The sequence below is a fragment of the Kitasatospora sp. NBC_01300 genome, assembly GCF_041435235.1.
In the GTDB taxonomy this organism is placed as follows: domain Bacteria; phylum Actinomycetota; class Actinomycetes; order Streptomycetales; family Streptomycetaceae; genus Kitasatospora.
In genome coordinates, this window is record NZ_CP108408.1 from 3,514,978 (window position 1) to 3,540,524 (window position 25,547).

Annotated in this window: 23 protein-coding genes; 6 read left to right on the forward strand and 17 right to left on the reverse strand. The window is 73.3% G+C overall.

Annotated features, from left to right (window positions below; all coding sequences use genetic code 11):
* The gene (locus OG556_RS15480; RefSeq protein WP_371517541.1) at positions 1-1,791 is read right to left on the reverse strand and encodes a diguanylate cyclase domain-containing protein; all 1,791 of its coding nucleotides are present in this window, start codon (positions 1,789-1,791) and stop codon (positions 1-3) included.
* Between the two features lie 373 nt (positions 1,792-2,164).
* Here OG556_RS15480 and OG556_RS15485 point away from each other — a divergent pair, with 373 nt between their 5' ends.
* Positions 2,165-2,692 carry a flavin reductase family protein gene (locus tag OG556_RS15485; RefSeq protein ID WP_350885220.1) on the forward strand — a complete coding sequence of 176 codons (528 nt, stop codon included), beginning with the start codon at positions 2,165-2,167 and terminating at the stop codon, positions 2,690-2,692.
* Positions 2,693-2,702: 10 nt separating this feature from the next.
* On the opposite strand, the gene arfB is transcribed toward OG556_RS15485, so the two are convergent.
* Positions 2,703-3,137 (reverse strand): alternative ribosome rescue aminoacyl-tRNA hydrolase ArfB, encoded by a 435-nt coding sequence (arfB, locus tag OG556_RS15490; protein ID WP_371517542.1) that lies wholly within the window; start codon positions 3,135-3,137, stop codon positions 2,703-2,705.
* 92 nt (positions 3,138-3,229) lie between these two features.
* Between arfB and OG556_RS15495 the strand changes: the two genes are divergently transcribed.
* Positions 3,230-3,727 (forward strand): hypothetical protein, encoded by a 498-nt coding sequence (locus OG556_RS15495; protein WP_371517543.1) that lies wholly within the window; start codon positions 3,230-3,232, stop codon positions 3,725-3,727.
* A 124-nt stretch (positions 3,728-3,851) separates the two neighbouring features.
* The gene (locus OG556_RS15500) at positions 3,852-4,427 is read left to right on the forward strand and encodes a TerD family protein (RefSeq protein WP_350885215.1); all 576 of its coding nucleotides are present in this window, start codon (positions 3,852-3,854) and stop codon (positions 4,425-4,427) included.
* A gap of 106 nt (positions 4,428-4,533) precedes the next feature.
* Here the strand turns inward: OG556_RS15500 and OG556_RS15505 are convergent, their stop codons facing one another.
* The 7 genes from OG556_RS15505 to OG556_RS15535 form a co-directional block, all read right to left on the reverse strand.
* Positions 4,534-5,748 (reverse strand): hypothetical protein, encoded by a 1,215-nt coding sequence (locus OG556_RS15505; RefSeq protein WP_371517544.1) that lies wholly within the window; start codon positions 5,746-5,748, stop codon positions 4,534-4,536.
* A 122-nt stretch (positions 5,749-5,870) separates the two neighbouring features.
* Entirely contained in the window at positions 5,871-6,359 is a 489-nt protein-coding gene (locus OG556_RS15510) for a DUF3180 domain-containing protein (RefSeq protein WP_371517545.1), read from the reverse strand.
* Between the two features lie 188 nt (positions 6,360-6,547).
* The gene (gene folK / locus OG556_RS15515) at positions 6,548-7,147 is read right to left on the reverse strand and encodes a 2-amino-4-hydroxy-6-hydroxymethyldihydropteridine diphosphokinase (RefSeq protein ID WP_363586580.1); all 600 of its coding nucleotides are present in this window, start codon (positions 7,145-7,147) and stop codon (positions 6,548-6,550) included.
* Between the two features lie 40 nt (positions 7,148-7,187).
* On the reverse strand, positions 7,188-7,547 hold the full coding sequence (folB, locus tag OG556_RS15520; protein WP_371522717.1) for a dihydroneopterin aldolase: 360 nt from the start codon (positions 7,545-7,547) through the stop codon (positions 7,188-7,190).
* Between the two features lie 247 nt (positions 7,548-7,794).
* Positions 7,795-8,292 (reverse strand): nuclear transport factor 2 family protein, encoded by a 498-nt coding sequence (locus OG556_RS15525; RefSeq protein WP_063348246.1) that lies wholly within the window; start codon positions 8,290-8,292, stop codon positions 7,795-7,797.
* Positions 8,289-9,176 (reverse strand): dihydropteroate synthase, encoded by an 888-nt coding sequence (gene folP, locus OG556_RS15530; RefSeq protein ID WP_371517546.1) that lies wholly within the window; start codon positions 9,174-9,176, stop codon positions 8,289-8,291. The genes OG556_RS15525 and folP overlap by 4 nt, the downstream gene beginning before the upstream one ends.
* Positions 9,177-9,244: 68 nt before the next feature.
* Entirely contained in the window at positions 9,245-11,083 is a 1,839-nt protein-coding gene (locus OG556_RS15535) for a phosphatidylglycerol lysyltransferase domain-containing protein (RefSeq protein ID WP_371517547.1), read from the reverse strand.
* Between the two features lie 376 nt (positions 11,084-11,459).
* Here OG556_RS15535 and OG556_RS15540 point away from each other — a divergent pair, with 376 nt between their 5' ends.
* Positions 11,460-12,614, forward strand: a complete 1,155-nt coding sequence (locus OG556_RS15540; RefSeq protein ID WP_371517548.1) for an alpha/beta hydrolase — start codon at positions 11,460-11,462, stop codon at positions 12,612-12,614.
* 89 nt (positions 12,615-12,703) lie between these two features.
* Here the strand turns inward: OG556_RS15540 and folE are convergent, their stop codons facing one another.
* The 6 genes from folE to dacB form a co-directional block, all read right to left on the reverse strand.
* A complete protein-coding gene (gene folE, locus OG556_RS15545) occupies positions 12,704-13,309 on the reverse strand; it encodes a GTP cyclohydrolase I FolE (RefSeq protein ID WP_063348250.1) in 606 nt (201 codons plus the stop codon).
* Between the two features lie 104 nt (positions 13,310-13,413).
* A complete protein-coding gene (ftsH, locus tag OG556_RS15550; RefSeq protein WP_350885202.1) occupies positions 13,414-15,468 on the reverse strand; it encodes an ATP-dependent zinc metalloprotease FtsH in 2,055 nt (684 codons plus the stop codon).
* Positions 15,469-15,696: 228 nt separating this feature from the next.
* Complete coding sequence (gene hpt / locus OG556_RS15555) at positions 15,697-16,251, reverse strand: hypoxanthine phosphoribosyltransferase (protein ID WP_063348252.1); 555 nt, start codon at positions 16,249-16,251, stop codon at positions 15,697-15,699.
* Positions 16,252-16,321: 70 nt separating this feature from the next.
* A complete protein-coding gene (tilS, locus tag OG556_RS15560) occupies positions 16,322-17,449 on the reverse strand; it encodes a tRNA lysidine(34) synthetase TilS (protein ID WP_371517549.1) in 1,128 nt (375 codons plus the stop codon).
* 323 nt (positions 17,450-17,772) lie between these two features.
* Entirely contained in the window at positions 17,773-18,948 is a 1,176-nt protein-coding gene (locus OG556_RS15565; RefSeq protein ID WP_371517550.1) for a zinc-dependent metalloprotease, read from the reverse strand.
* A gap of 100 nt (positions 18,949-19,048) precedes the next feature.
* Entirely contained in the window at positions 19,049-20,701 is a 1,653-nt protein-coding gene (dacB, locus tag OG556_RS15570; protein WP_371517551.1) for a D-alanyl-D-alanine carboxypeptidase/D-alanyl-D-alanine-endopeptidase, read from the reverse strand.
* A gap of 76 nt (positions 20,702-20,777) precedes the next feature.
* On the opposite strand from dacB, the gene OG556_RS15575 reads away from it, so the two are divergent.
* Positions 20,778-21,269 (forward strand): inorganic diphosphatase, encoded by a 492-nt coding sequence (locus tag OG556_RS15575; protein ID WP_063348256.1) that lies wholly within the window; start codon positions 20,778-20,780, stop codon positions 21,267-21,269.
* Between the two features lie 215 nt (positions 21,270-21,484).
* Positions 21,485-22,153: a heme oxygenase (biliverdin-producing) gene (locus tag OG556_RS15580; RefSeq protein ID WP_371517552.1), complete on the forward strand. Its 669-nt coding sequence runs from the start codon at positions 21,485-21,487 to the stop codon at positions 22,151-22,153.
* A gap of 94 nt (positions 22,154-22,247) precedes the next feature.
* On the opposite strand, the gene OG556_RS15585 is transcribed toward OG556_RS15580, so the two are convergent.
* Both OG556_RS15585 and OG556_RS15590 read right to left on the reverse strand, forming a co-directional pair.
* Positions 22,248-23,915: an HtaA domain-containing protein gene (locus OG556_RS15585; RefSeq protein ID WP_371517553.1), complete on the reverse strand. Its 1,668-nt coding sequence runs from the start codon at positions 23,913-23,915 to the stop codon at positions 22,248-22,250.
* A gap of 57 nt (positions 23,916-23,972) precedes the next feature.
* The gene (locus OG556_RS15590; RefSeq protein WP_371517554.1) at positions 23,973-25,541 is read right to left on the reverse strand and encodes an HtaA domain-containing protein; all 1,569 of its coding nucleotides are present in this window, start codon (positions 25,539-25,541) and stop codon (positions 23,973-23,975) included.
* Between the last annotated feature and the right edge of the window lie 6 nt (positions 25,542-25,547).

Genomic DNA, 25,547 nt, shown 5'->3' on the forward strand with positions numbered 1-25,547 from the left:
TCAGCCCGCCCGTCGGTGCGAACGCTCGCCCCGCGCGCCGCGCACCGCGCCGCCCCGGGCCCGCTTCTCGTCGTACATCCGCTCGTCCGCGGTGTGCAGCACCTCCTCGATGCTCATCCCGCAGCCCGCCCAGCCGACCCCGAGGCTCACCCCCACCCGCATCGCCCGGCCGTCGATCCGCATCGGCGGGATGATGGCGCCCCGCAGCCGGTGGGCCAGGTCCTTGGCCTCCTCGCGGCCGATCCCGTCGGCCAGCACGACGAACTCGTCGCCGCCGAGCCGGGCCACCGTGTCGCCGTCCCGGACGGCCTGGCTCAGCCGCCGGGCGACCTCGACCAGCACCGCGTCGCCCGCGTTGTGGCCGAACCGGTCGTTGATCGACTTGAAGCCGTCCAGGTCGCAGAAGAGCACCGCGAGCCCCTTGTCCAGCGACGCCGCGACGCCGGAGCGGAACGGTACGGACCACGCCTCGCCGCCCGGACCCTGGTCGGCCGGGACCACCGCGTGCACGTGCTCCCCGTAGCCCGGGGCGAGGCCGTACGGCGGGCCGCCCTCGGGCATCCCGTAGCCGTGCACCGGCCCGCCGTACGGGTCCGCGCCCTCCAGCCGGTCGTACGCGGCGTGCGCGCTGTAGGAGTCGGCCGGGTAGCCGTACGGCGCCGGGTAGGCCGGCTCGCCCGGCCCGGCGGGGGCCCCGACGGTCTGCGGCTCGGCGCAGAGCCGGCGGCCCAGCCGGGCCTTCAGTTCGGCACCGTTCGGCAAGCCGGTGAGCGCGTCGTGGCTGGCCCGGTGGGCGAGCTGGAACTCGTGCCGCTTGCGGTCCTCGATGTCCTCGACGTGGGTGAGCAGGAAGCTCGGGCCCTCGGCCGCGTCCGCCACGATCGAGTTGCGCAGGCACACCCACTGGTAGCCGCCGTCCCGCCGGGACAGCCGCAGTTCCGCCCGGCCGCTCTCGGCACTGGTGCGTTCCAACAGCGCCCGGTCCTCCGGGTGCACGAGGTCGGCGAAGCTCTGCTGGCGCAGCACCGCGCGGGGGCGGCCGAGCAGGCGACAGAGCGCGTCGTTGACCCTGGTCAGCTGGCCGCGCCCGGCGCCGTGCAGTTCGGTGATGGCCATCCCGCTGGGCGCGTACTCGAAGGCCTGACGGAAGCTCTCCTCGCTGGCCCGCAGGGCCTGCTGCTCCTTCTCCAGGCGGGCCAGCGCGCGCTGCATCTCGGCCCGCAGCCGGGCGTTGCCGATCGCGATGGAGGCCTGCAGCGAGAACATCTCCAGCGCCTCGCGGGTCCACGCCCCGGGCCGCTTGCCGCTGCGCGGGCGGTCCACCGAGAGGACGCCGAGCAGGTCGCCGCCGGCGCTGTACATCGGGGCGAGCAGTCCGTCGGCGGGGTGCCAGTCGTTGGCGTAGACGGGCAGCGGGCCGTCCCCGATCCAGCGCGGGATGTCGCTGGCGACGGCCCAGCCGCGGTCGTACGGCAGGAAGCGCAGGGTGCCCCAGTGGTCGCTGACGCCGAGCAGCCGGTCCCAGGACTCCCGGGAGCCGACCTGGCCGAGCAGGACGGAGGGGCCGCCCATGGTGCTCTCCTCCAGCTCCCAGACGGCCGCCACCACGAGGTCCCCGTCCGGGCGGACCAGGCTGACCGCGGCGGCGTCGAAGCCGAGCCCGTGCACCGCACCCTCGACGACGGCCTGCAGCGTGCCCGCCAGGCTGCGGGCAGCGTTGAGGTCCGCCACGACCCGGTGCAAGGTGCGGAGGGTCGCGAGACGGACGTACGGCTCCGACTCGGCTTCCATGCGGGGGCTCCCCGGCTGCTTCGGATAGTTCTTGATTGGTTATCGTCCGATTGCCAGAAGAACTGAATCACAGGGAGCACAGCGTTCGGCACGCTCGGTCAGCAATAGGCCATCACTTGTGACTTAAATCACACGACACTAATGCACCCTTAATCAGCTCATCCGCCCCATAGCGGGACATAAAGCGCTATCGGGATATTTCCCTTGGTCGACCGCATTGGCCCCGCCCTGAAGCCCGCTGCCGCCCGGCAGGCCCCTTGCTTCACTCCTGAGGGTGAGTCCCGAACCCGGCCGCAACCGCACCCCGTGCGCCGCTGGTCCTACGACCTCGGCCCGATGCCGATTCCGGCGGCCGCCGACTACCGTGCGGTACGTGTACTCGTCCCCGCAGCCCGAAGCTGCCTCCCACGCCACGCCCGACGAGTTCCGGGCGGCACTCTCCCAGCTCGCCTCCGGCGTGAGCCTGGTGACCGTCCACGACCCGGAGGACGGCGAGGACGTCGGCATGACCGCCACGTCCTTCCTGTCCGTGTCGCTGGAGCCGCCGCTGGTCCTGATCTCGGTCCGCGAGGACTCCCGGATGGACGAGGTGCTCTCCCGCACCGACACCTGGGCGGTCTCGCTGCTCACCGAGGGGCAGAAGGCGCTCGGCTCCCGCTTCGCCATGAAGGGCCGGCTCAGCGACCGGCTGCTGTTCGCGGACACCCCGCACCACCGCGGCCCCCGCTCCGGCGCCCCGCTGATCGACGGCGCGCTCGCCACCGTCGAGTGCCGCACCGAGCAGCGGATACCGGCGGGCGACCACACCCTGCTGCTCGGCCGTGTCCTGGAGGCCGCGGTACCCAGCCCGGCCGGCCGGCCGCTGCTCTACTTCCGCGGCGGCTACCGCGCCCTCGGCTGAACCGCCCCGGCTACTCGCCGCCCCGCGGCGACTGCCGCCCCTGCTTCAGCTCGGAGCGGCGCCGCTTGTTGGACAGCCGGCGCTCGACCATCCCCCGGCTCGGCCTGGTCGCCCGGCGGGACTTCGGCGGCGGCGCGCACGCCTCGGTCAGCACCGCCGACAGCCGGGCCGCGGCCGCCTCCCGGTTGCGCCACTGCGAGCGGAACTCCGAGGCCTGGATCACCAGCACCCGGCCGTCCACCAGCCGCCCGGCCAGCCGCTCCAGCGCGCGCTCGCGCCACACCTCGGGCAGCGCTCTGGACGCCGCCAGGTCGTAGCGCAGCTCGACCTTGCTGTCGGAGGTGTTGACGTGCTGGCCACCGGGGCCGGAGGAACGCGAGAAGCGCCAGACGAGCTCGGTGTCGGGGACGACCACCGACCCCCGTACGCGGATGGGCTCGGGCATGCGTCCATCATCCCGCGCCCGTACCGCCCGGTCACCCGGTTATCCGCGGCGGCCGACGGCCCGGTTCCGCGCCACCGCCCGCAGCCCGGACAATGGCGTACGTGATCGAGCTCGGCTACTCCCTCTCCAACCGCTTCCCCGACCCCCCGCAGACGGACTACCGCTCCGTCCCGGTGCGGTCCCTGCGGTACGACCTGTTCTGCGGCGACGTCTACCTGGACGCCGAGGGCGCCGAGCTGTCCACCGGCTGGGGGTGGGTGCCGGTGCTCGACTTCGCCTGGGCGCTGTGCGACATCGTCGAGGAGCTGGACCGCGACCCGGACGGCGGCCGGGCCGCCCGGGTGCAGACCGCGGACCTCGACTTCACCCAGAACACCGAGCTGCTGCGGTTCGCCCGCCGCTTCAACTGGGTCGAGATCACCGCGACCTGGCTGCCGGACGAGCCGCCCGCCGTGGTCCGCCACGGCGAGCTGCGGCGCGAGGCCCGGGACTTCCTCCAGGACACCCTCGCCGATCTCTTCGATATGCACCCCGAGCTGGCCGACAATCCGAACATCTGGTCGCTGCAGGGCCGGTTCCCCCGGATCTGACCAGGACATTGTCAGGCCTTTGCCGGCGGATTGACGTCCACGAAGAATTCACGGGCTTCGCGGAACCAACCCACCGGAGTATTGCGTTGTCCCGGAAAAAGCGAACGAAGGGACTGCAATCGCCATGCCAGTGAGCCTTTCCAAGGGTGGCAACGTCTCGCTGACCAAGGAGGCCCCGGGCCTGTCCGCGGTCAGTGTCGGCCTGGGCTGGGACGTCCGGACCACGACCGGCACCGAGTTCGACCTCGACGCCAGCGCGATCGTCCTGAACGCGGACGGCAAGGTGCTCTCCAACGGGCACTTCGTCTTCTTCAACAACACCAGCAGCCCGGACAACACCGTCGTGCACACCGGTGACAACCGCACCGGTGAGGGCGCCGGCGACGACGAGTCGATCAACGTCAACCTGGCCGGCCTGCCGGCCGAGGCCGTCAAGATCACCTTCCCCGTCACCATCTACGACGGGGTCGCCCGCGGCCAGAGCTTCGGCCAGGTCCGCAACGCGTACATCCGCGTGGTGAACGCCGCCGGCGGCGCCGAGATCGCCCGCTACGACCTCTCCGAGGACGCCGCCACCGAGACCGCCATGATCTTCGGCGAGCTCTACCGCAACGGCGGCGAGTGGAAGTTCCGCGCCGTCGGCCAGGGCTACGCCTCCGGCCTGGCGGGCATCGCTCAGGACTTCGGCGTCCAGCTCTGACGCCCCGCCGGGCCCCTCCCGGCCCGGCGCACCGCCTGGAACGAAAGCGGCGCGGGACATCGGTCACACCGACGTCCCGCGCCGCTTTCGCGTGCCCGGCCCGGGCTCAGCGCGAGGCGCGCAGCTCCGGCAGCTGGATCAGCTCGGTCTCGTCCTCCGGGGTCAGGTCCACCACCGCGGGCGCACCCGGCGCCGACTCGGCCGCCGGCTGCGACTCCTGCGAGTCGGCCACGGCCTCCTGCACCTCACGAGCTTCCTGGGCCTCCTGGGCCTCCTGCGCCTCGGCCTTCGCCTGCGCGGCCACCGCCTCGTCGCCCACCACGTCGGCCAGGTCCGTGCGCTCGCCCAGTTCTGCGACGCTGCCCACCGAAGGCGCCGGGGCCGCCGCCCGCACGGCCGCGCCCGAACCCCGGCCGAAGAAGCTGAAGCCCGGCCCGCGCACCGCCCCGGACTGCGCCGACCGCGGCCGCTGCCGCTCCACCTGCGCGGGCGCCGCGACCGGAGCGGACGGCGTCCCGCCGAGCTGCCCGACCGTGGCGGTCAGCGCCGGGCGCACCGGCGCGGGCCGCACCGGCGCCGGGGCCTGTGCCCGGCTCTGGTCCTGTGCCTGTGCCTGTGCCTGTGCCACCGGAGCCTGCTCCGGAGTGGGCACCGCGGGGGCCACCGGCGCCGGCACCGAGGGCGCCACCACCGCGGGCACGGGCGCCGGGGCCGCAGCGGCCGGTGCCGTACGCGCCCGCAGCGCGACCGCCGAGCCCGCCGTCCGCTCCCGCCGCGCCTCCTGCTCCGCCGCCCGCCGCTCCAGCAGCCGCAGCACGGACGCCGCACGGACGAACGCGGCCGGGCTGGCCGGGTACTTGGGGCGGCTCGCGGCGAGCGCCCGCTGGGCCGCCTCGGCCTCCTTGAGCGCCTGTTCGGCCACCGTCACGGCCCGCTCCCGCAGCAGCCGGGCGATCTCGGTCTCGGCCTTCGCCAGCCGCGACTTCTCCGCCGTCAGCCGCCGCCCGAACCGGGTGGCCCGCTCCTCGGCGACCTCCGCCGCGTACTCGGCCTCCGCCAGCTGCTCCTCGAAGCGCTCCTCGGCCCGCAGCCGCTGCGCCGCGGCCATCTCGGCGGCCGCCCGGGCCGCCTTGTCCCGCTGCCGCAGCAGCAGCGCGAAGCCGAGCGTCGCGACCACCGCCGCGACACCCACCGAACGCACGAGGACGGCGTCCTGACTGAAGAGCAGAGCGGCCAGCGCGGCGACGAGCAGCACGCCGGCGGCGGTGGGGGGGAAGATCCGGCCGAGGACGGAGGAATGACGGTGGCGTCCGCGAGACATGCCAAGAAACTAGCGTGCGAATTGGGGCCGTGTCAGCCCAGGGTCCTCTTCCGCCCTTGACAGTGCGCAAGTTTTACCGCACGTACCCGGCGTTTCACTCAAGATCACGAAAAAAGACCTGTTCAGCGGGGCGAGGGCGCCGGGCCGCTCGGATCGTCGTGGTTCTCCGGCAGCTTGCACACGTGCTGCAACCAGAGCGCCGCCGCGATCACCGCCACCCCGGCCAGCACCGCGAGCCCGGCCGTGACGGCCTGGTCCTTGCGCGCCGACACGTCCAGCTCGCCGAGCAGGAAGATCCCCGCGCCCGCGTAGACGCCGGTGACCACCGCCGAGACCAGCGCGCTGGCCTGCCCCAGCACCACCGCCCGGGCCGCCAGCAGCGGGTCGACGCCCTTCGCGCCGGGCTGCCGCTCGCGCACCGCCTTCAGCCGGGACCGCAGCGAGAGGGCGGTCGCCAGCAGGACCACCGCCACCGCCGCCAGCACCACCGGTGCCGCGACCGGCACGGCCGGCAGCGTGTCCAGGGAGGCCCAGAGCTTGGCACCGGCCCAGGACAGCGCCGTGGTAGCAGCGGTGATGCCGACCAGCAGGCGGAGGCGAAGCAGCTTCACTCGGAGGAGGTCCTTCCCGGGGTTACCAGAGCCGGCCGCCGCCCGGTGGCCCGGCACAACGGCGCCAGGCCACCGTACCGGGCCCGGCCGGGCGGGCACCCGCGCGAACGGCGGACACCTACTCGTACGGCCGGGCCCCCCGGTCGAGTTCCCCGGCCGCCCTCACCGGGCCGCCGGGCCGGGGCCGGTCACTCCGGCAGCGTCAGCCGGATGTCGTCCCGCCGCCGGACGCCCTGCGCGCCCGGGCCGCCGAGCGCGTCCAGCAGTTCGCCGACCTGCCCGTGCCCGGGCACCTCGGCCTCCGGCTGGGCGTCCAGCCAGGGGGCGAGCACGAAGGCCCGCTCGTGCGAGCGCGGGTGCGGCAGCAGCAGCTGCGGGTCGTCGCTGAGCACGCCCTCGTAGGCCAGGATGTCGACGTCCAGGGTCCGCGGACCCCAGTGCACCGTCCGGACCCGCCCGAAGGCGTCCTCGATCGCGTTGCCGCGCTCCAGCAGGTCGCGCGGCGGCAGCGAGGTGCGCAGCACGACGACCGCGTTGTAGTAGTTGGGCTGTTCGTCCGGGCCGCCGACGGCCTCGGTCTCGTAGACCGCGGAGACGGCCTTGATCTTGAGCCCGGGGGTGTCGGCGAGCGCGTCGACGGCGCCCTGGAGGGTGTCCAGGCGGTTGCCCAGGTTGCTGCCGAGTGCGATCACCGCGCAGCGCTGGCTGTGCAGCGTGGTGTCGGCGGAGTCCACCCGGCTCTCCAGGTCGAACGTGGTCGGCGAGGCGGTCGGGTCGCTGGTGCTCATCGAGATCCCTCTGCAACTGGAACGGGGCGCACGGCGGCGGTCATGCGCGGCCCCGGTGAATGGTCACGGTCACGTCGTCGAACGGCACGGTGATCGGGGCGTCGGGCTTGTGCACGGTCACCTCGACCTCCTCGACCGCTTCGTGCTTCAGGCACTGGTCGGCGATGCGCTGGGCCAGGGTCTCGATCAGGTCGACCGGCTCCCCCGCGATGATCGCGGTGACCTCCTCGGCCACGAGGCCGTAGTGCGCCGTGCGGGTGAGGTCGTCGCCGGCCGCGGCGGGGCGGGTGTCCAGGTACAGCACGAGGTCGACCACGAAGGTCTGGCCCTCGATGCGCTCGCGCTCGAAGACGCCGTGGTTGCCCCGGGCACGCAGCCCCCGCAGGGTGACGCGGTCCAGCAAACGAATCACTGCTCCCAGTCGGACGGGCCCCACCCGGAGAATGGCATGGACGAGCGGGGCGAAGGCGGGCAGCACACCCGCCACTCCGTTTCGAATCTACCCGCGGGCGCTGACAACGTCTGACCGTCCTACCCGGCACGAACCGTCGCCACGCGCACCGGAATGGCGATTGACGTGAACGTTCGGTGACCACTCGGGAATTCCCGGGCGACCGCCCGGCGGCGTTTTCCGAAGGCCGCCCGAATCAGTCCTCGTCCTCGTCGTCACCGCTGGTCAGAACGGGTGAACCGTGGTGCGACCAGAGCTTCCACCCGCCCGGGGTACGGCGGAACAGATTCGTCGACACGACCTTTCCGCCGACCAGCGGACCGAGTTCCCCCTCCTCCTCCGCCTCGCCGCCGGAGAGGATGTTCTCGGTGCACGTGACAAGGGCCACATCTCCGTGGACCTCGGCCTCGACATCGGTCAGGAAGAACTGGATGTACTCCGTGTTCATCATGATCAGCATGTACGAGCGGGTCACCTGCGCCCGTCCGCGCAGCACCGGCCAGCCGGGGTGCACGCACACCACGCCGCCCTTGTCGTCCGCGTCCGCGGCCCCCAGCCAGGCGTCCTCGACCGCCTCCAGGTCCCCCTCCTCCAGCGCCTGGTAGAGCGCCTGGTTGGCCGCGAGCACCGCCTCCAGGTCCGCCTCGCGGGCCTGGCCGGCCGTTCCGCCGCTCAGCCTGCCGTCACCTGTCACAGACCCTCCCTCACCCCTTGCCGGGCCGCGTGCTGCCAGGCCGCGACCACCCGGACGGCGTCCGCCGTGCCGGACACGTCGTGCACCCGCACCGCCCAGGCGCCGGCCTGGGCCGACAGCACCGACACCGCGGCGGTCGCGTCGTCGCGCTCCCGGGCCGGGCGCAGCGCCCCGGTTTGCGGGTCGGCGAGCAGCGTACCCAGGAACCGCTTGCGCGATGCGGCCACGAGGACGGGACGGCCGAGCGCGGTGAGCGCGTCCAGTCGGCCGAGCAGCGCCCAGTTGTGCTCGGGGGTCTTGGCGAAGCCGAGGCCCGGGTCGAGGATCAGCTGGTCCTCCTTGACCCCGGCCGCCAGCAGCGCGTCCACCCGGACGGCCAGCTCGGCGACGACGTCCGTCACGACGTCCCGGTAGACCGCCAGCCGCTCCATGTCCGCGGACTGGCCGCGCCAGTGCATCACCACGAACGGCGCGCCGGTGTCGGCGACCACCCGGGCCATCTCCGGGTCGGCGAGCCCGCCGGAGACGTCGTTGACGAGCGCGGCACCGGCCGCCACGGCCTGCTCGGCGACGGAGGCCCGCATGGTGTCGACCGACACCACGACCCCGGCGGCGACGAGCTCGCGCACCACCGGCAGCACCCGGCGCAGCTCCTCCTCCTCGGGCACCCGCTGCGAGCCGGGCCGGGTGGACTCGCCCCCGACGTCCACCAGGTCCGCGCCGCGGGCGCGCAGGGCGAGCCCGTGCGCGATCGCCTTGGCGGGGTCGTGCCAGAGGCCGCCGTCCGAGAAGGAGTCGGGCGTGACGTTGACCACACCCATCACGGCGCAGCGGTCGAGCCGCGGCAGTCCGGCCGGCAGCGAGAAGGACGGCGAGTTGCTCATGCGCCCATTATCGAACGGGGCCCCCGCCGAGGATTCTCGGCGGGGGCCCCGTTGGTCGCGGCGGTGCCTCAGGCGGCCTCGGTGACGTCGCGGGCGCCCGGGGTGGGCATCAGGCCCTCCCGCTGGCGCCGGCGGCCGAAGCGCGGCATGCCGAGGGTGATGAAGGCCTCGGCCTGCATCGCGGCGAAGCCGATCCGCGGCAGGTCCCGGGTGTTCGGGAAGACCAGGAAGCGCGGTTCCCATTCGGGCTGGAACTTGGCGTTGAACTTGTACAGCGACTCGATCTGGAACCAGCGCGAGAGGAACACCAGCAGTCCGCGCCAGGCCCGCAGCACGGGGCCTGCGCCGATCCGCTCGCCGCGGGCCAGCGCCGAGCGGAACATCGCGAAGTTGAGCGACACCCGGCGCACGCCCATCGCGGGCACGGCCTGGAGGGCGGCGACGATCAGCAGCTCGTTCAGGCCCGGGTCGGCCGCGCGGTCGCGGCGCATCAGCTCCAGCGAGATGCCGTCCGGCCCCCAGGGCACGAAGTGCAGCACGGCCTTCAGGTCGTCGCCGCTCTCGCCCTCCTCCGGGGCCTTGTGGGCGGTGACCACCACGCAGTCGTCGTCCAGCGGGTCGCCGAAGCGCCCGAGGGCCATCGAGAAGCCGCGCTCGGTGTCGGTGCCGCGCCAGCGGGCGGCGGCGTCGGCGATCCGGTGCTTCTCCTCCGGGGTGAGGTCGCTGACCCGGCGCACCTGGCAGGAGTAGCCGTTGCGCTCGATCCGCTTGACCATCTGGCGGACGTTGCGCATGGCCCGGCCGGAGAGCGAGAAGGTGGCGGTGTCGACGATCGCCTCGTCGCCCAGCTCCAGCGCGTCCAGGTCCGCCTCGCGGGTCCAGACCTCGCCGCCGACCTCGCTGCAGCCCATCACGGCCGGCACCCAGGCGTGCTCGCGGGCCTCGGCCATGAACACCTTGATCGCGCCCGGCCAGGCCTCGACGTCGCCGACCGGGTCGCCGGAGGCCAGCATCACGCCGGAGACCACCCGGTAGGAGATCGCGGCCTTGCCGGTGGGCGAGAACAGCACGCTCTTGTCGCGGCGCAGCGCGAAGTAGCCGAGCGAGTCGCGCTCGCCGTGCCGGGTGAGCAGCTCGCGGACCTTCTCCTCGTCCTCCGGGGTCAGCTCCGGCTTGGGCTTGCCCGGGCGCAGCGCCAGGTAGGCGGTGGTGAAGGCGGTCAGCAGGCCCAGCCCGCCGAGCAGGTAGGCGACCAGGTCGGACATCCGGACGTTGTTGTACCGGATCGGCCCCTCGAAGCCGAACAGCCCGTACACGACGTGCTGGAGGCGCTCGGGCAGGGCCGGGTAGCCGATCTCGTACTTGGTCCGGGTGCTCACGATCAGCAGGCCGAGCAGCACGCTGACGGCGCCCATCACGATCAGGTTGACCAGCGCCCGCCAGCGGGTGCGCGGGTCGGCCTTGGCGTAGAACTCGCGCTGGTGCACCAGCATCACCACGAAGACCGCCAGCGAGACCACCGCCGGGCCGACCTGGTGCCAGCGCACGATGTGCAGCGCGGCGCCGACCGGCAGCAGCACGCACACCGCCCGCCAGGCCCGCCGCTTGCGCCGGCGCAGCGCGTGCGCGAGCAGCACCAGCAGCAGGCCGACCATCATCGTCCCGACCGCGGCCAGCGAGGTGGTGCCGCCGGGCAGCTGCCCGGTGAAGGTGTGCATCTTGGAGTGCCGGAGCTTGGGGAACACCGCGCTGGCGATGTCGACCAGGCCGATCAGCAGACAGGCGTACCCGACCGCGCGGGGCAGCCAGGCCCTCGGAACGGCCGCCGCCTGGGTGCGAAGCGTCTGCAGGCCGCGTCGGCGACGCGGCTGCTCGGGGCTCGGCTCAACGGACACGGGAACGCTCATGGAAGCTCAGCGTAGAGGCTGCGGGACGCCGTCCGGTCACTCCGGGGGAGCACGTGTGATGGACCTTCAATGCCTTTTCCTTCATCAGGCAATGCGCATACCAAGGACCCGGAAACGGTCGGTAAACCGGTGCCGTGGGCGCGCTGCGGTGGAGCCGGGGACGGAGCCGAGGGCCTGCCGCCGCGTGGCGCGGCAGGGTCCTCCGGTACGCCGTACGTACGGTGGACGCCGCATTCTAGGGCGCCGGTTGCCTGTGGCTCCCCCCGCCCTCCCAGCTCGCCCGGGCATCCGGACAGCCTAGCCGCGGTGGCCGGAGCTGACGGACCGCCAGACGATGAGGCGTGCACCGACAGTGTCCCACCGGAAGGCCGACGGCATGGAACTGACCAGCGACGCGCTGGTGAACTCGCTGCTCGCACTCGGCGCTGCGGCTCTCGTCACCACCCTGTGGCTCTGGCCGCGACTGGCGCGCCAGCGCCCGCTGCCCGTGCTGGGCCGCATCGGCCTGCTGACCGTCACTCAAGTCGCGGTCGTGGCCGTGCTGGCGCTGGCGGTGAACAACTCCTTCGGGTTCTACACCTCGTGGGACGACCTGCTCAGCCCCGGCAGCACCAAGCTCGCGCTGACCAGCAACGAGAACCACAAGAGCGGCGCCCCGGCCTCGGACACCCAGCTCCAGCCGACCGACGAGGGCGGTCTGGAGACCGTCACCGACCTGCCCAAGGGCCCGCCCGAGGAGGTCGGCAAGGTCGAATCGGTCCGGGTCACCGGCAAGGAGACCGGGCTGTCCGACCAGCTGTTCGTCTACCTGCCGCCCGAGTACTTCGACCCGAAGTTCGCCCTGGTCCGCTTCCCCGTCCTGGTCGCCATCTCCGGCTTCCCCGGCACCTCGCTCAACCTGATCAAGGAGCTGCCGCTCCTGCGCACCGCGGCCGAGCTGCGGAAGTCCGGCAAGATGCCGCCGACCGTCGTGGTCATGGCCCGCCCGACCGTCGCCCCGCCGCGCGACACCGAGTGCGTGGACGTCCCCGGCGGCCCGCGCACCGAGACCTGGTTCACCAAGGACCTGCCGGAGGCGCTCCGCACCACCTACCGGACCGGCCGCTCGGCCGCCTCCTGGTCCGTCTTCGGCTACTCGACCGGGGGCAGCTGCGCGCTGCGGCTGGCGATGCGCTTCCCGAACGTGTACGGCATCGGGGTGGGCCTGCACAGCGAGTACAAGGTCAAGGAGGACCAGTTCACCGGCGGTGACCTGTTCGCCGGCGACGCCGCCCTGGCCCAGCAGAGCGACCTCGACTGGCGGCTGACGAACCTCCCGGCCCCCGCCCTCTCGCTGCTGGTGGTCTCCTCCCGCAAGGAGGGCGACTTCGCGCAGACCCTCCAGTTCGTCGACCACGCCCAGCAGGTCGCCGCGGCCAACCCGCAGTTCAAGGTCGACTCGCTCTACCTGGACGACGGCGGCCACAACTTCGACAGCTGGACCCGTGAGCTGCCGTCCTCGCTGGAGTGGATCGGCCAACGGCTCGGCTGACGCAGCCGGGTGACGCGGGCAGGTGACGCGGGCAGGTGACGCGGGCAGGTGACGGCCGGCCGGTCCGAGGGGACCGGCCGGCCGTTCCGCTATCGGCCGATGATGAGGCTCATCGCCTCGGCCCGGGTGGCCGGGTCGCGCAGCTGGCCGCGGACGCACGAGGTGATGGTCTTGGCGCCGGGCTTGCGGATGCCGCGCATCGACATGCACATGTGCTCGCACTCGACCACGACGATCGCCCCGCGCGGCTCCAGGATCCGCATCAGCGCGTCGGCCACCTGGCTGGTCAGCCGCTCCTGCACCTGGGGGCGGCGGGCGTAGACGTCGACCAGCCGGGCCAGCTTGGACAGGCCGGTGATCTTGCCGCTGGCGGACGGGATGTACCCGACGTGCGCCACGCCGCGGAACGGCACCAGGTGGTGCTCGCAGACGGACGTCAGCTCGATGTCCTTCACGAGCACCATCTCGTCGTGCCCGAGGTCGAAGGTGGTGGTGAGGACGTCCTCGGGCTCCTGCCAGAGGCCCGCGAATATCTCCTTGTAGGCGCGTGCGACCCGGGCCGGGGTCTCCAGCAGCCCCTCGCGGTCCGGATCCTCACCCACGGCGAGCAACAGCTCGCGGATGGCGTTCTCGGCCCGCTTCTGGTCGAAGGTCCCGACGGTGGGTGGACCGTCGAGCGTCACCGGGTCGATCATGCGGGCCTCGCTTACTTGGGACGACTTTGCTGAACAGCACGGATGCCGCGTCTCCAGGGTACAAACCCCGGTGACGCGGCATCCATTCCGTACGGTGCGCGGGATCAGCCCTCGGCGGGCGGCTCCGCGGTCGGCAGCGGCGGGAGCTTCACGATGTCCACCGGGGCGGTGTCGATCGCGGCGGCGCCGTTGGTGAGCGCCAGCTCCTTCGGGGACTGCACCGGAGGCCGGGTGGACGGCGTGCGACGGGACGAGCCCGTCCAGGCCGGCCGGGCCGGGCGCTTCACGATCGTGGCGAAGATCTCCGCGATCTGCTCCTTGTTCAGGGTCTCCTTCTCCAGGAGCTCCAGAACCAGGTTGTCGAGCACGTCGCGGTTCTCGACCAGGATCTCCCAGGCCTCGTTGTGCGCGTTCTCGATGAGCTTCTTGACCTCTTCGTCCACCAGCCCGGCGACCTCTTCCGAGTAGTCGCGCTGGTGGCCCATCTCGCGGCCCAGGAACGGCTCCGCGTTGTCCGAGCCGAACTTGATGGCGCCGAGCCGCTCGGTCATGCCGTACTGGGTCACCATGGCCCGGGCGGTGGCGGTGGCCTTCTCGATGTCGTTCGACGCGCCGGTGGTCGGGTCGTGGAAGACCAGCTCCTCCGCCGCGCGCCCGCCCAGCATGTAGGCCAGCTGGTCGAGCATCTCGTTGCGGGTGGTGGAGTACTTGTCCTCGTCCGGCAGCACCATGGTGTAGCCGAGGGCGCGGCCGCGCGAGAGGATCGTGATCTTGTGCACCGGGTCGCTGTTGGGGCACGCCGCCGCCACCAGGGCGTGGCCGCCCTCGTGGTACGCGGTGATCTTCTTCTCGCGCTCGGACATGATCCGGGTGCGCTTCTGCGGACCGGCCACGACGCGGTCGATCGCCTCGTCCAGGATGCCGTTGTCGATCAGCTTCTTGTCCGAACGGGCCGTCAGCAGAGCGGCCTCGTTGAGGACGTTCGACAGGTCCGCGCCGGTGAAGCCGGGGGTGCGCTTGGCGACGGCCGAGAGGTCGACGTCGGGCGCGATCGGCTTGCCCTTCTGGTGCACCTTGAGGATGTCCAGCCGGCCCTGGAGGTCGGGGCGCTCGACCGCGATCTGGCGGTCGAAGCGGCCCGGGCGCAGCAGCGCCGGGTCCAGGATGTCGGGGCGGTTGGTGGCCGCGATCAGGATCACGCCACCCTTGACGTCGAAGCCGTCCATCTCGACCAGCAGCTGGTTGAGGGTCTGCTCGCGCTCGTCGTGACCACCGCCCAGACCCGCACCGCGGTGCCGGCCAACGGCGTCGATCTCGTCGACGAAGACGATCGCCGGGGCGTTCGCCTTGGCCTGCTCGAAGAGGTCGCGGACGCGGCTGGCGCCGACACCCACGAACATCTCGACGAAGTCCGAGCCGGAGATCGAGTAGAACGGCACCCCGGCCTCGCCCGCGACGGCACGCGCCAGCAGGGTCTTGCCGGTACCGGGCGGGCCGTAGAGCAGCACACCCTTGGGGATCTTGGCGCCGACGGCCTGGAACTTGGCCGGCTCCTGGAGGAACTCCTTGATCTCGTGGAGCTCCTCGACCGCCTCGTCGGCGCCCGCGACGTCCGCGAAGGTCGTCTTCGGGGTGTCCTTGGTGAGCAGCTTGGCCTTGGACTTGCCGAACTGCATGACCCGGGAGCCGCCGCCCTGCATCTGATTCATCAGGAACAGGAAGACCAGGACGATGATGACGATCGGGAGCATCGACAGCAGCAGGCTGACGAAGGTGCTCTGCTTCTCGGGGCTGATGGTGTAGCCCTCGGCGAGCGTGCTCTGGTCGTTGTCGTTGATCTGGGCCTGGAGCTTGTCGGCGATCGCAACACCCTGGTCGCCGATGTACGAGGCCTGGAACTTGCTGCCGGACGGCGTCTTGCCGGTACCGGCGTTGGACAGCGTGGCGCCGTCCTTCAGCTGGATCTTGATCGTGTTCGAGTCACCAGTGGTGATCTGCGCCGACTTGACCTGCTTCGCGTCGATCGCCGCGACGACCTGACCGGTGTCCACCGTCTTGTAGCCGTTCGAATCCGAAACGACCTGCATCAAAACGATGACGGCGAGGACGGCCAGCACGATCCACATGATCGGCGCACGGAAGTATCGCTTGACGTCCATCCATGCGGGGCGTTGCCGCCCCGTCCCTCCTGCCACTCAGCGGCGCCGCGGGCTGGGTGCCGCCGGCGCATCCTGGTCGGTGCTCATGTGAAGAGCGGTTTTAATGGACCGTACCGCAGTCGCACCCGCCCATGGCGGGAGCGCAGCGACACGGCCGTCGTTCTTGGTCCCCCCGGTCCAACGGGCGGGAACCGGCTCCTGTTCCCACCCGTAGCCCGAACGGAGCCCTCAGCCCCCGTAGACGTGCGGGGCGAGCGTCCCGATGAAGGGCAGGTTACGCAGCTTCTCCGCGTAGTCCAGGCCGTAGCCGACCACGAACTCGTTCGGAATGTCGAAACCGACGTACTTCACGTCGATCTCGACCTTGGCCGCGTCCGGCTTGCGCAGCAGGGCGCAGACCTCCAGCGAGGCCGGGCCGCGCGAGCTCAGGTTGCCCAGCAGCCAGGACAGGGTCAGACCGGAGTCGATGATGTCCTCGACGATCAGGACGTCCCGGCCGGCGATGTCGGTGTCCAGGTCCTTCAGGATGCGGACCACGCCGGAGGACTTGGTGCCCATGCCGTAGGACGACACCGCCATCCAGTCCATGGTGACCTGCGAGTGCAGGGCCCGGGCGAGGTCGGCCATGACCATCACAGCCCCCTTGAGGACGCCGACGATCAGCAGGTCCTTGCCTGCGTAGTCCCGGTCGATGCGCTCGGCCAGCTCCAGGAGCTTGGCGTCGATCTCGTCCTTGCTGATGAGCACCTTCGCGAGGTCAGCGCCCATGTCGTTCTGGTCCACCGGGGATACGTCCTCAAACGTTCGGGGTCTGTGTGGCCGGCGGCCGACTACCCCGGGACATGCCCGCCCGTCAGTCGCCCTGCCGCCGAAAGACCAGCGTGCCACACCTGCGGGTGGCCTCGACGCCCCCGGGTAGGTGCAGCGGCCCCTGGCCGCGCCATCCGGTGACCAGCAGGTCGATCGTCTCCAGGTGCCGCGCGAACAGGTCTCCGGCCGGGCAGCCCGCCCGCAGCGCGGCCCGCCGCAGCACCCGGCGGCGGACCGCGGGCGGGAGCTCGGCGAGTTTCACCGCGTCCAGGGCGCCCTCACCCGTCCGGAGGTCGCGTTCGGCCAGGGAGGCCCACTGGTCGAGGGCGTCCGCGTCGTCGCGGAACAGCCGGGCGGTGCGGGCCAGCGCCTCGACCACCCCGCCGCCCAGGTGCTTCTCCAGCACCGGCAGCACCTCGTGCCGGACCCGCGAGCGGGTGTAGGCGGGATCACAGTTGTGCGGGTCGTCCCAGACCGGGATCGCCTGGGCGGAGCAGGCCTGCCGGGTGGCTGCCCGGTCCAGCTCCAGCAGCGGGCGGCGGTAGCGGCCCTTCTGCGCCGGCATCCCGGCCAGCGAGCGGGAGCCCGAACCGCGGGCCAGGCCCAGCAGCACCGTCTCGGCCTGGTCGTCCCGGGTGTGGCCGAGCAGTACCGCGACCGCGCCGAGCCGCTCGGCGGCCGCGTCCAGGGCCGCGTAGCGGGCGTCCCGGGCGGCGGCCTCCGGGCCGCCGGACCGGCCGACGCGCACCGGGATCGCCTCGACCGGGTCCAGGCCGAGCGAGCGCAGCCGTTCGGCCACCTGGGCGGCGCGGTCGGCGGAGCCGGGCTGCAGGCCGTGGTCCACGGTGACGGCGCCGACCCGCAGGCCGATCTTGGGGGCTTCGAAGGCGGCGGCGATGGCCAGCGCCATCGAGTCGGCGCCGCCGCTGACGGCGACCAGCACCAGCGGCGAGCCGGGGGCGGCCGGGGTCCGGGGCAGTCCGGACGGGTGCCGGGCGGCGTTGCCGATCAGGGTGGTGCCGACGGCGGCGCCCACCAGGGGCGCCCCGGCCGGGCGCTGGCGGGGCTCGCGCACGGGCGCGGTGAAGGTGATACCGGCCTCGGCGGCGAGGTCGGTGAGCGTGCGGCGGACGGCCAGGCGTATCGCTGCGACTGCGGGGTGTGGACCCACGGCGGACGACTCCTCGACGGAGGGGACAGGACGGCGGCTCACGCGGCGGGGCCGCGCAGCTTCATGAGCGCCCTGTTACCGGGCGCTCACAGATGGTGGCAGAAAGGAGCACCCCGCTACGCCACCCGCGCCACCGGTACGACCACCGTCCCACGTTCGGGTGAATGGAGAAACGTATCTTCACCCTCCGGCTGCCCGATTGGACCACTCGTACGAGCGGGTTTGACCACCACCGACCACCGCGCGGCAGTTGGGGTCCGAGCCCCGTCCGTGCCCTGCCCGAACCCTGCCCGAACCCTGCCCGAGCCCCGTCCGCGCCCGCCTCAGCGGGCGACGCGGGCGACCCAGGCGGCCGGATCGTGGATCTCCTCCTTGGTCGGCAGCGTGTTCGGGGAGGTCCAGACCCGGTTGAAGCCCTCCATGCCGACCCGCTCCACCACCCCGCGCACGAACACCGCGCCGTCCTGGTACTGGCGCAGCTTCGCGTCCATCCCGAGCAGTCGGCGCAACAGCAGGTCGAGCCGGTTCGCCCCGCGGTCCCGGCGCTGCTGGAACTTCTCCCGGATCTCCGCCACGGTCGGCACCACCGCCGGGCCGACCCCGTCCATCACCACGTCCGCGTGGCCCTCCAGCAGCGACATCACCGCCGTCAGCCGGCCCAGGATCTCGCGCTGCGCCGGCGACTGGACGACCTCCATCAGCCCCGCCGACGGCATGCCGTCCCGGCCCCCGGCCCCCGGCAGCCCGCCGCCGAGCGAACCCGCCGCGTCCCGCAGCCGCTCCAGCAGGGCGCCGGGGTCCACGTCCGTCTCCGCCAGGAAGGACTGCACCTCGGACTGGATGTGGTCGCGCAGCCACGGCACCGCGGTGAACTGCGTCCGGTGCGTCTCCTCGTGCAGGCAGACCCAGAGCCGGAAGTCGGACGGGTCGACGTCCAGCTCCCGCTCGACGTGCACGATGTTCGGCGCCACCAGCAGCAGCCGGCCCGGCCCCGGGCCCTCCGGCCCCAGCCGGGGCTTGTCGAACAGCGCCGCCGGGCTGTCCGGAGCCTCCAGCGAAGGCTCCGCCGGGGCGAAGGTCTCGTACTGGCCGAGCACCTTCCCGGCCAGGAACGCCAGCAGCGCGCCCACCTCGATCCCGGTGGCCTTCTCCCCCACCGCGCCGAACACCCCCGCCGTCGGGCTGCTCGCCCGGCGCGCCTGGAGCTTCTCCACCAGCGGCTGGACCACCGTGCGGAAGCCGGCCACGTTCGCCCGCACCCAGCCCGGGCGGTCCACCACCAGCACCGGCGTCGCGGCGGCCGCCGTCAGACTGCTCGACCGCATCCCCGTGAACGCCCGGACGTGCTCCTCGGCCTCCAGCGCGTGCCGGCGCAGTTCGGCGACCACGGCCGCCGCCTCCGCCCGACTCACCTCCGGCCCCGGCCGCACCAACCTGGTCGCGGTTGCGACCGCGAGATTCCAGTCGACCATGCCAGCACCGCCACTCGCGCTCGTCATGCCCTCACCGTACGTGCTCCCACCCGCCAGCGGCAGCCACCCGCCACGAACACCCTCACCCCGCCCGACGGGGCGGGGGCCGCGGGCGGGCGGGGGCGGGTCAGTGGCAGCCGCAGGTGGCGAGACGGGCGGCGATGCGGTCCATGGCGGCGCGCGCGGTGTCGGCGGCGGCGGTGGTGCGGGTCATGACGGCGAAGGCGAGGAGGCGGCCGTCGGCGTCGACGACGGTGCCGGCGAGGGTGTTGACGCCGCTGAGGGTCCCGGTCTTGGCGCGGATCAGACCGGCCGCGTCGGCGGCGCCCGAGCCGGTGCCGTAGCGCTTGCCGAGGGTGCCGGTGAAGCCGGCGATGGGCAGGCCGGTGAGGACCGGGCGCAGGGTCGGGTGCTGGTCGGAGGCGGCCAGGGCGAGGAGTCGGACGAGGACGGCGGGCGGGACGGCGTTGCCCGGGTGCAGTCCGCTGCCGTCGTTCAGGGACACGCCCGCCATCGGCACGCCGAGCTTGGCGAGTTCCTGGGTGACGGCGGTGGCGGCGCCCTCGAAGCTGGCCGGTTGGCCCGCGGCGAGGGCCGCCTGACGGGCCATCGCCTCGCCGATCTGGTTGTCGGAGGTGGTGAGCATGCGCTCGACCAGCCGGGCGACGGTCGGCGAGTCCACCCGGCCGAGGACGGGGGCGGCGGCAGCGGCCGGGGCGGCGGCGGGCCTGGCCGTGCCGTCGACGGTGACGCCCTGGGCCTTGAGCAGGGCGGCGAAGACCTCGGCGGCCTTCCCGGCCGGGTCGGCGACCCGGGCCGGCGCGTCGTCACGGCTCTTGGGGTCCACCTTGGCCTCGTCGACCATCAACGGGACGACCAGGGCGATGTTCTGGCCGTCGTGGTTCTTGTGCTGCGGGTTGCCCGCGTACATCGACAGGTCGTAGTCGAGCTTGACGGTGGTGGTGCCGGCCGCCTTGAGGGCGGCGGCGGTCTGCCGGGCCAGGGCGTCGAGCGAGGCGGGGGCGGTGTCGGCATCGGCCGCCTGGCCGCCGATCTGGACCTGGTCGGCGGGCAGCGCGGTGAGCGTCGGGTCGCCGCCGCCGACCAGGGTGATCGTGCCGGGGTCCGCGCCCCGGACCACCCGGGTGGTCAGCCGGGTGTCGCCGGGGATCAGCGACAGGGCCGCGATCGCGGTGGCCAGCTTGGTGGTGGAGGCGGGGGTGGCCGGGGTGTTCTCGCCGGAGCCGTAGAGGAGTTGACCGTCGGCGGCGTCCGCGACGGCGAAGGTGACGGTGCCGAGGCTCTTGTCGGCGACGACGGCGGCGAGCGCCTGCTGGAGGCCCTGGGCGGTGGGTGCGGCGGCGGAGCCGCCGGCCTCGACGATGGCCAGGACGGCACCGGGGGCGGGGGCCGGGCGGGCACCGCCGCCCGGGGCGGGGGCGGAGCCGGTGGGGCCCGTGGAGCCGGTGCCGGTGGGTGTGGAGCCGGCGGCGGTGCCGGAGGTGGCGGGCTGTTCGCCCGGGCGGGTGGCCGGGGTGTCGCCCGGCCTGGACTTGCCGTCGCCCTTCCCCCGGCCGCCCTTCCCGCCGTCGCGGCCGTCCCGGCCGTCGCCCCGGCCGTCGCCCTCGCCGTGCTCGGTGCTGTGGCCGCCGGGGCCCGGGGAGGGCTGCGCGTACGCTCCGCCCGAGGTCAGGACCGTTCCGGCGACCAGCAGGGCCGCCCCGAACAGTCCCGCGGCCGTCCCCCTGCGGCGGCGCGCCGCCCCGACCCCTGTTCCCACCGACCGGCCCCTTTCCTGAGCACTCACTCCCGTAGGAGACACTTGGATTCTGTCAGTCCCTACCTTGGAGGAACCGTTGGAATTCGACGTCCTTATCGAAATCCCGAAGGGCTCTCGTAACAAGTACGAGGTCGACCACGAGAGCGGCCGGCTGCGGCTCGACCGGATGCTCTTCACCTCGACCCGCTACCCGGCCGACTACGGCTACGTGGAGGGCACGCTCGGCGAGGACGGCGACCCGCTGGACGCGCTGGTGATCCTGGACGAGCCGACCTTCCCGGGTTGCCTCATCAAGTGCCGTGCCATCGGCATGTTCCAGATGACCGACGAGGCCGGCGGCGACGACAAGCTGCTGTGCGTTCCGGCCACCGACCCGCGCTGGGAGCACCTGCGGGACATCCACCACGTGTCGGAGTTCGACCGTCTGGAGATCCAGCACTTCTTCGAGGTCTACAAGGACCTGGAGCCCGGCAAGTCCGTCGAGGGCGCCAACTGGGTCGGCCGCGCCGAGGCCGAGGCCGAGGTCACCGCTTCGATCAAGCGTCTGGCGGAGCAGGGCGGTCACTGAGCCGTCGTTCCGATCTCGTTCGATCAGATAGTTCTGAGCAGTTCGAGGTAGGTCGGGGCAGCCGGAGGCCGGGGTTAGCGGATTCGTCCGCGGGCCCCGGCCTTCGCCGTGTCCGGGGCCGGACGCGGCCGTCTTGCCGACAACCTGTCGGCAAGACGGATTGTTAGGTTAGGCTAACCAAAACAGTCGGGGCCGAATCCGATCCTGGAGGCCGCATGCCCACGCCCGAGCCCGTCCCGTTCTCCACCGCGCTCCGCACCGCCAGCAGCGAGGAGCACGAGGCTGCGGAGCAGTCCTCGTTCATGAGCCACCTGCTGGGCGGACGGCTCGGCATCGAGGCCTACGCCGACCTCACCGGCCAGCTCTGGTACGTCTACCGGGCCCTGGAGGACCGCGCCGGACACCTGGCCGAGCACCCGCTCGCCGGGCCCTTCATCGACCGGGCGCTGCTGCGCACCGCCGCCATCGAGCACGACCTGGCGCACCTGCGCGGGCCGGACTGGCAGGACGGCCTGGCGCCGCTGCCGGCCACCGCCGCGTACGTCGCGCGGGTGGAGGAGCTGGCCGAGACGTGGCCGGCCGGGTACATCGCGCACCACTACACCCGCTACCTGGGCGACCTGTCCGGCGGTCAGATCATCCGCGGCATCGCCGAGAAGACCTGGGGCTTCGAGCGCAAGGGCGACGGCGTGCGGTTCTACGTCTTCGAGGAGGTCGACAACCCGGCCGCCTTCAAGCGCGAGTACCGGGCCCGGCTGGACGCCGCCGGGCTGGCGATGGACGAGGTGGAGCGGCGCCGGGTGGTCGAGGAGTGCAAGCGGGCCTTCGTGCTCAACGGCGCGGTCTTCCGGGACCTGGACGCTCGCTACCCCCTGAGCGCCTGAACGTTTCTCCCGAGGCGCACCCGCCCGGGTGCGCCAACGGATCGGCCCCGGCGAGCGGTTGCTCGCCGGGGCCGTCGCGCGTCCCGGGGGTGCGTCAGGAGCGCGCGCCGCGCCGGTTGCGCACCAGCACGGTGGCGCTGCCGCCGACCAGCAGCAGACCGGCCGCGGTGGCCAGCAGCGGGACCACCGGGGTGTCCGAACCGGTGGCGGCCAGCACGCCGCCCGCACCGCCCGCGCTGCCCGCACCGGTCAGGCCGCCGCCGGTGGTCAGCGAGGCGCCGCCGACCGTGCCGGTGCCCGAACCCTGGCCTCCGGCGGGCTGGTCGGCACCACCGGCACCGACACCGGACCCGGCGGTCGGCGGGGTGGCCGGCAGCTTGGCGTCCTTGTCGAACGCCAGGGTGGCGCTGACCGGGTCCAGGGCCGTGCCCGCCGGGTAGTTGGAGAACACCGGGACGCCCTCGGCGGTGAGCGTGGCCGGGACGCCGGAGAGCGTCACCACGCCGTTGACCGGCTTCAGGGCGGAGGCGGGCACGTCCAGCTTGGCGATCCGCGCGCCGCTCAGCGACGTCGCCTTGCCGTCAGGGGACTTGCCGTTCACGTCGGCGGTCAGGAAGGCGCCGCCCTGGTCGATCGTCAGGCCCAGCTTGGAGAGGGTGGTGTCGAGCGCCCAGCCGTCCTTGCCGGGGTGGCCGAGGAAGCGGACCGAGCCGTCGAACGCGGCGGTCAGCGAGTGGTCGGCGGTGTTGTAGCCGCCGGTGGCGCCGCCGAAGCGGTAGTCGGCCGCGCCGCCGCCGAACTCGACCTTGCCGCTCGCCATCGGGGTGGCCAGGTACGCGCGGAAGCTCTCCTTGACCTTCCAGTCGAGGGTGCCGTTCAGCACGGGCAGCCGGCCGGGGGCGCCGGTGGGCGCCGGGGTCCCGGTCGCGGACGGGGTGGCGCTCGCGGACGGCGAGGCGGTGGCGCTCGGCGACTGCGTCGCGGACGGCGTCGAGGTGGCCGACGGCGTGGCGGAGGGCGCGGCCGTCGGCGTGCCGGTGGCGGACGGCGAGGCGGTCGGCGTGCCCGTCGCGGACGGCGTCGACGTCGGGGTCGGGGCCGTCGGCGAAGCGGTGGCGGTGGCGGTCGCCGTGGCCGTCGGCGACGGCGTCGCCGGGCTCTGCTTCAGCAGCAGCGACAGCGGGTCCATGTCCGTCCCGGCCGCGTAGAAGCCCGCGAAGGCCTTGGCGCCCTGCTCGGTCAGCTTCGCCGCCGTCGGCACCCCGGTGGTGGTGTCGCGCCCGACGGTGAACGTCACCAGCGGCACGTCGTCCCGTCGGGTGACCTCGGTGGCGCCCATCGACTCCTTGGAGGCGGTGTCGGCGGTGAGCGTGCCGGTCGTCCCGGCGGTGGTGACCTTGAGGTCGCTGAGGGCGACGTCCAGCGCGCCGTGGTGGGCGGTGAAGCGGACCCCGCCGGTGAAGGAGGAGCTCAGCGCGTGGGTGGCGAGGTCGTACGTGGCGTTCGCCAGGCCGAAGTGGAAGGTGCCGTCGGCGTTGGTGGTGGCGCCGCCGGTCAGTTCGATGGCGCCGCCCTGGGAGGCCGGGCCGCTGACGTAGCTGCGGAAGCTGGCCTTCACGCCCCAGTCCAGCGAGCCGGTGTCGTACGTGACGCTGCCGGGGCCGCCCGCGCCGAAGGCCAGTGCGGGGGCGCCGAGGGCGGTCAGGCCGAGGCCGGCGGTGGCGGCCGCGAGGGCGGCCAGCCGGGTGCGGTTGCGGGACATGGTGGGTACTCCGTTCGGATGGGGCGGGGGGAGGGAGCGGGGGGACGCTCCGGGGTGTCAGGCCGCGTCGCCGGGGCCCGACGCGGCGCCGGGGCCGTCGCCGGGGCCGTCGGCCGCGCCCGACGCGGCGGCCGCGCGGCGGCGCCGGACGAGCAGGCCGCCGGTCACGGCGAGCGCGGCCACCAGCACGGCGCCGCCGGCCACGGCCGCCATCGGGAAGCCGCCCTGGGAGGAGGCGGCGACGGGTGCGGCGGAGGGGCTGGTGGCGGGGGTCGCGGTGGCGCTCGGCGCGGTGGCCGGGGCGCTGCCGAGGTCGGGCAGCGGGGGCAGCGCGGCGGCCGGGTCGAGCGCGACGGCGAAGCTCAGCGGGTCCATCTCGGTGCCGGCCGGGTAGAGGCCGCCGAAGGCCTTGGCGCCGCCCTCGGTGAGCTTCAGCGGCACCTCGACGGCCTTCAGCAGGCCGCCCTCGGGCTTGAGGCCGGCCGGGTCGAAGGCGGCCAGCTCGACGCCGGTGAGCTGCTGGGTGGCGCCGTCCAGGGTCCGGCCGGAGACGTCCGCGACCAGGCGGCCCTGGCCGCCGGCCACGGTGACGCCCGGGTTGGCGAGGGTGAGGTCCAGGCCGTAGGCGTCGCCGCTGCGCAGGCCGGTGAAGCGCACGGTGCCGGCGAAGGCGGCGGTGAGGCCGCCGTCGGCGGGGTCGTAGCTGCCCTTGGCCGGGGTCCAGCGGAAGTAGGCGCCGCCGTCCGCCGCGCCGGCGCCGAGTTCCCAGCGGCCCTGGGCGATCGAGCCGGTGACGTAGTCGCGGAAGGTGCGGCGCACGCCCCAGTCGAGGGCGCCGTTCGCGAACTCGGTCCTGGCGGGGGCCTGGGCGACGGGCGGGGCGGTCGGGGTCTCCGCGCTCGGGGCCTCGGCGGTCGCCGACGGCGTCGGCACGGCGGCCGCCGAGGGGGTGGCCGCGGCGGTCGGCGACGGGGCCTGCGAAGTCGGCTGCGCGGCAGGCAGGTTGACCGAGAGGGTGAGCGGGTCCAGGGCCGTCCCGGCGGGGTAGAAGTTGCCGAAGGCCTTGGCCCCGGCGTCGGTGAGGGTGCCCGGCACGTTGCTGAGCGTCAGGGTGCCGGCCGCGCCGCGCAGGTCGACGCCGCCCAGTGAGAGCTCGGCCAGTTTGGCCTGGCTCGCGCTGCTGACCTGCCCGGTGTCCTTGGACTTGCTGCTGACGTCGGCGTACAGCCCGGCCGCGCCGCCCTGGACGGCCCGGACGGTGAGCCGGTTGAGGCTCAGGTCGAGCGCGTTGGCGCCGTTCTCCTGGTGCCCGGTGAACCGGACCCCGCCGGAGAAGGCGGCGGTCAGCGCACCGGTCGCCGGGTCGTAGCCGCCGGTCGCGGAGTGGAACCGGAAGGTGCTGCCGCCGACCGTGGCCGCGCCGCCGTTGAGCGTCCAACTCCCCTTGGCGATGGGCCCGGTGATGTACGTCAGGAAGGACTGCTTGATGCCCCAGTCCAGCCGTCCGCCGGCGACCTTGCCCTCCGCCGCGTGCGCCGGGCCGGGTGACAGGCCCACCGCCAGCAGGGCGGCGAGGGCGGCCACCAGGGTGGCGGCCAGACGGCGGAGCCGGCTGGACAGGGGCACGGCGGA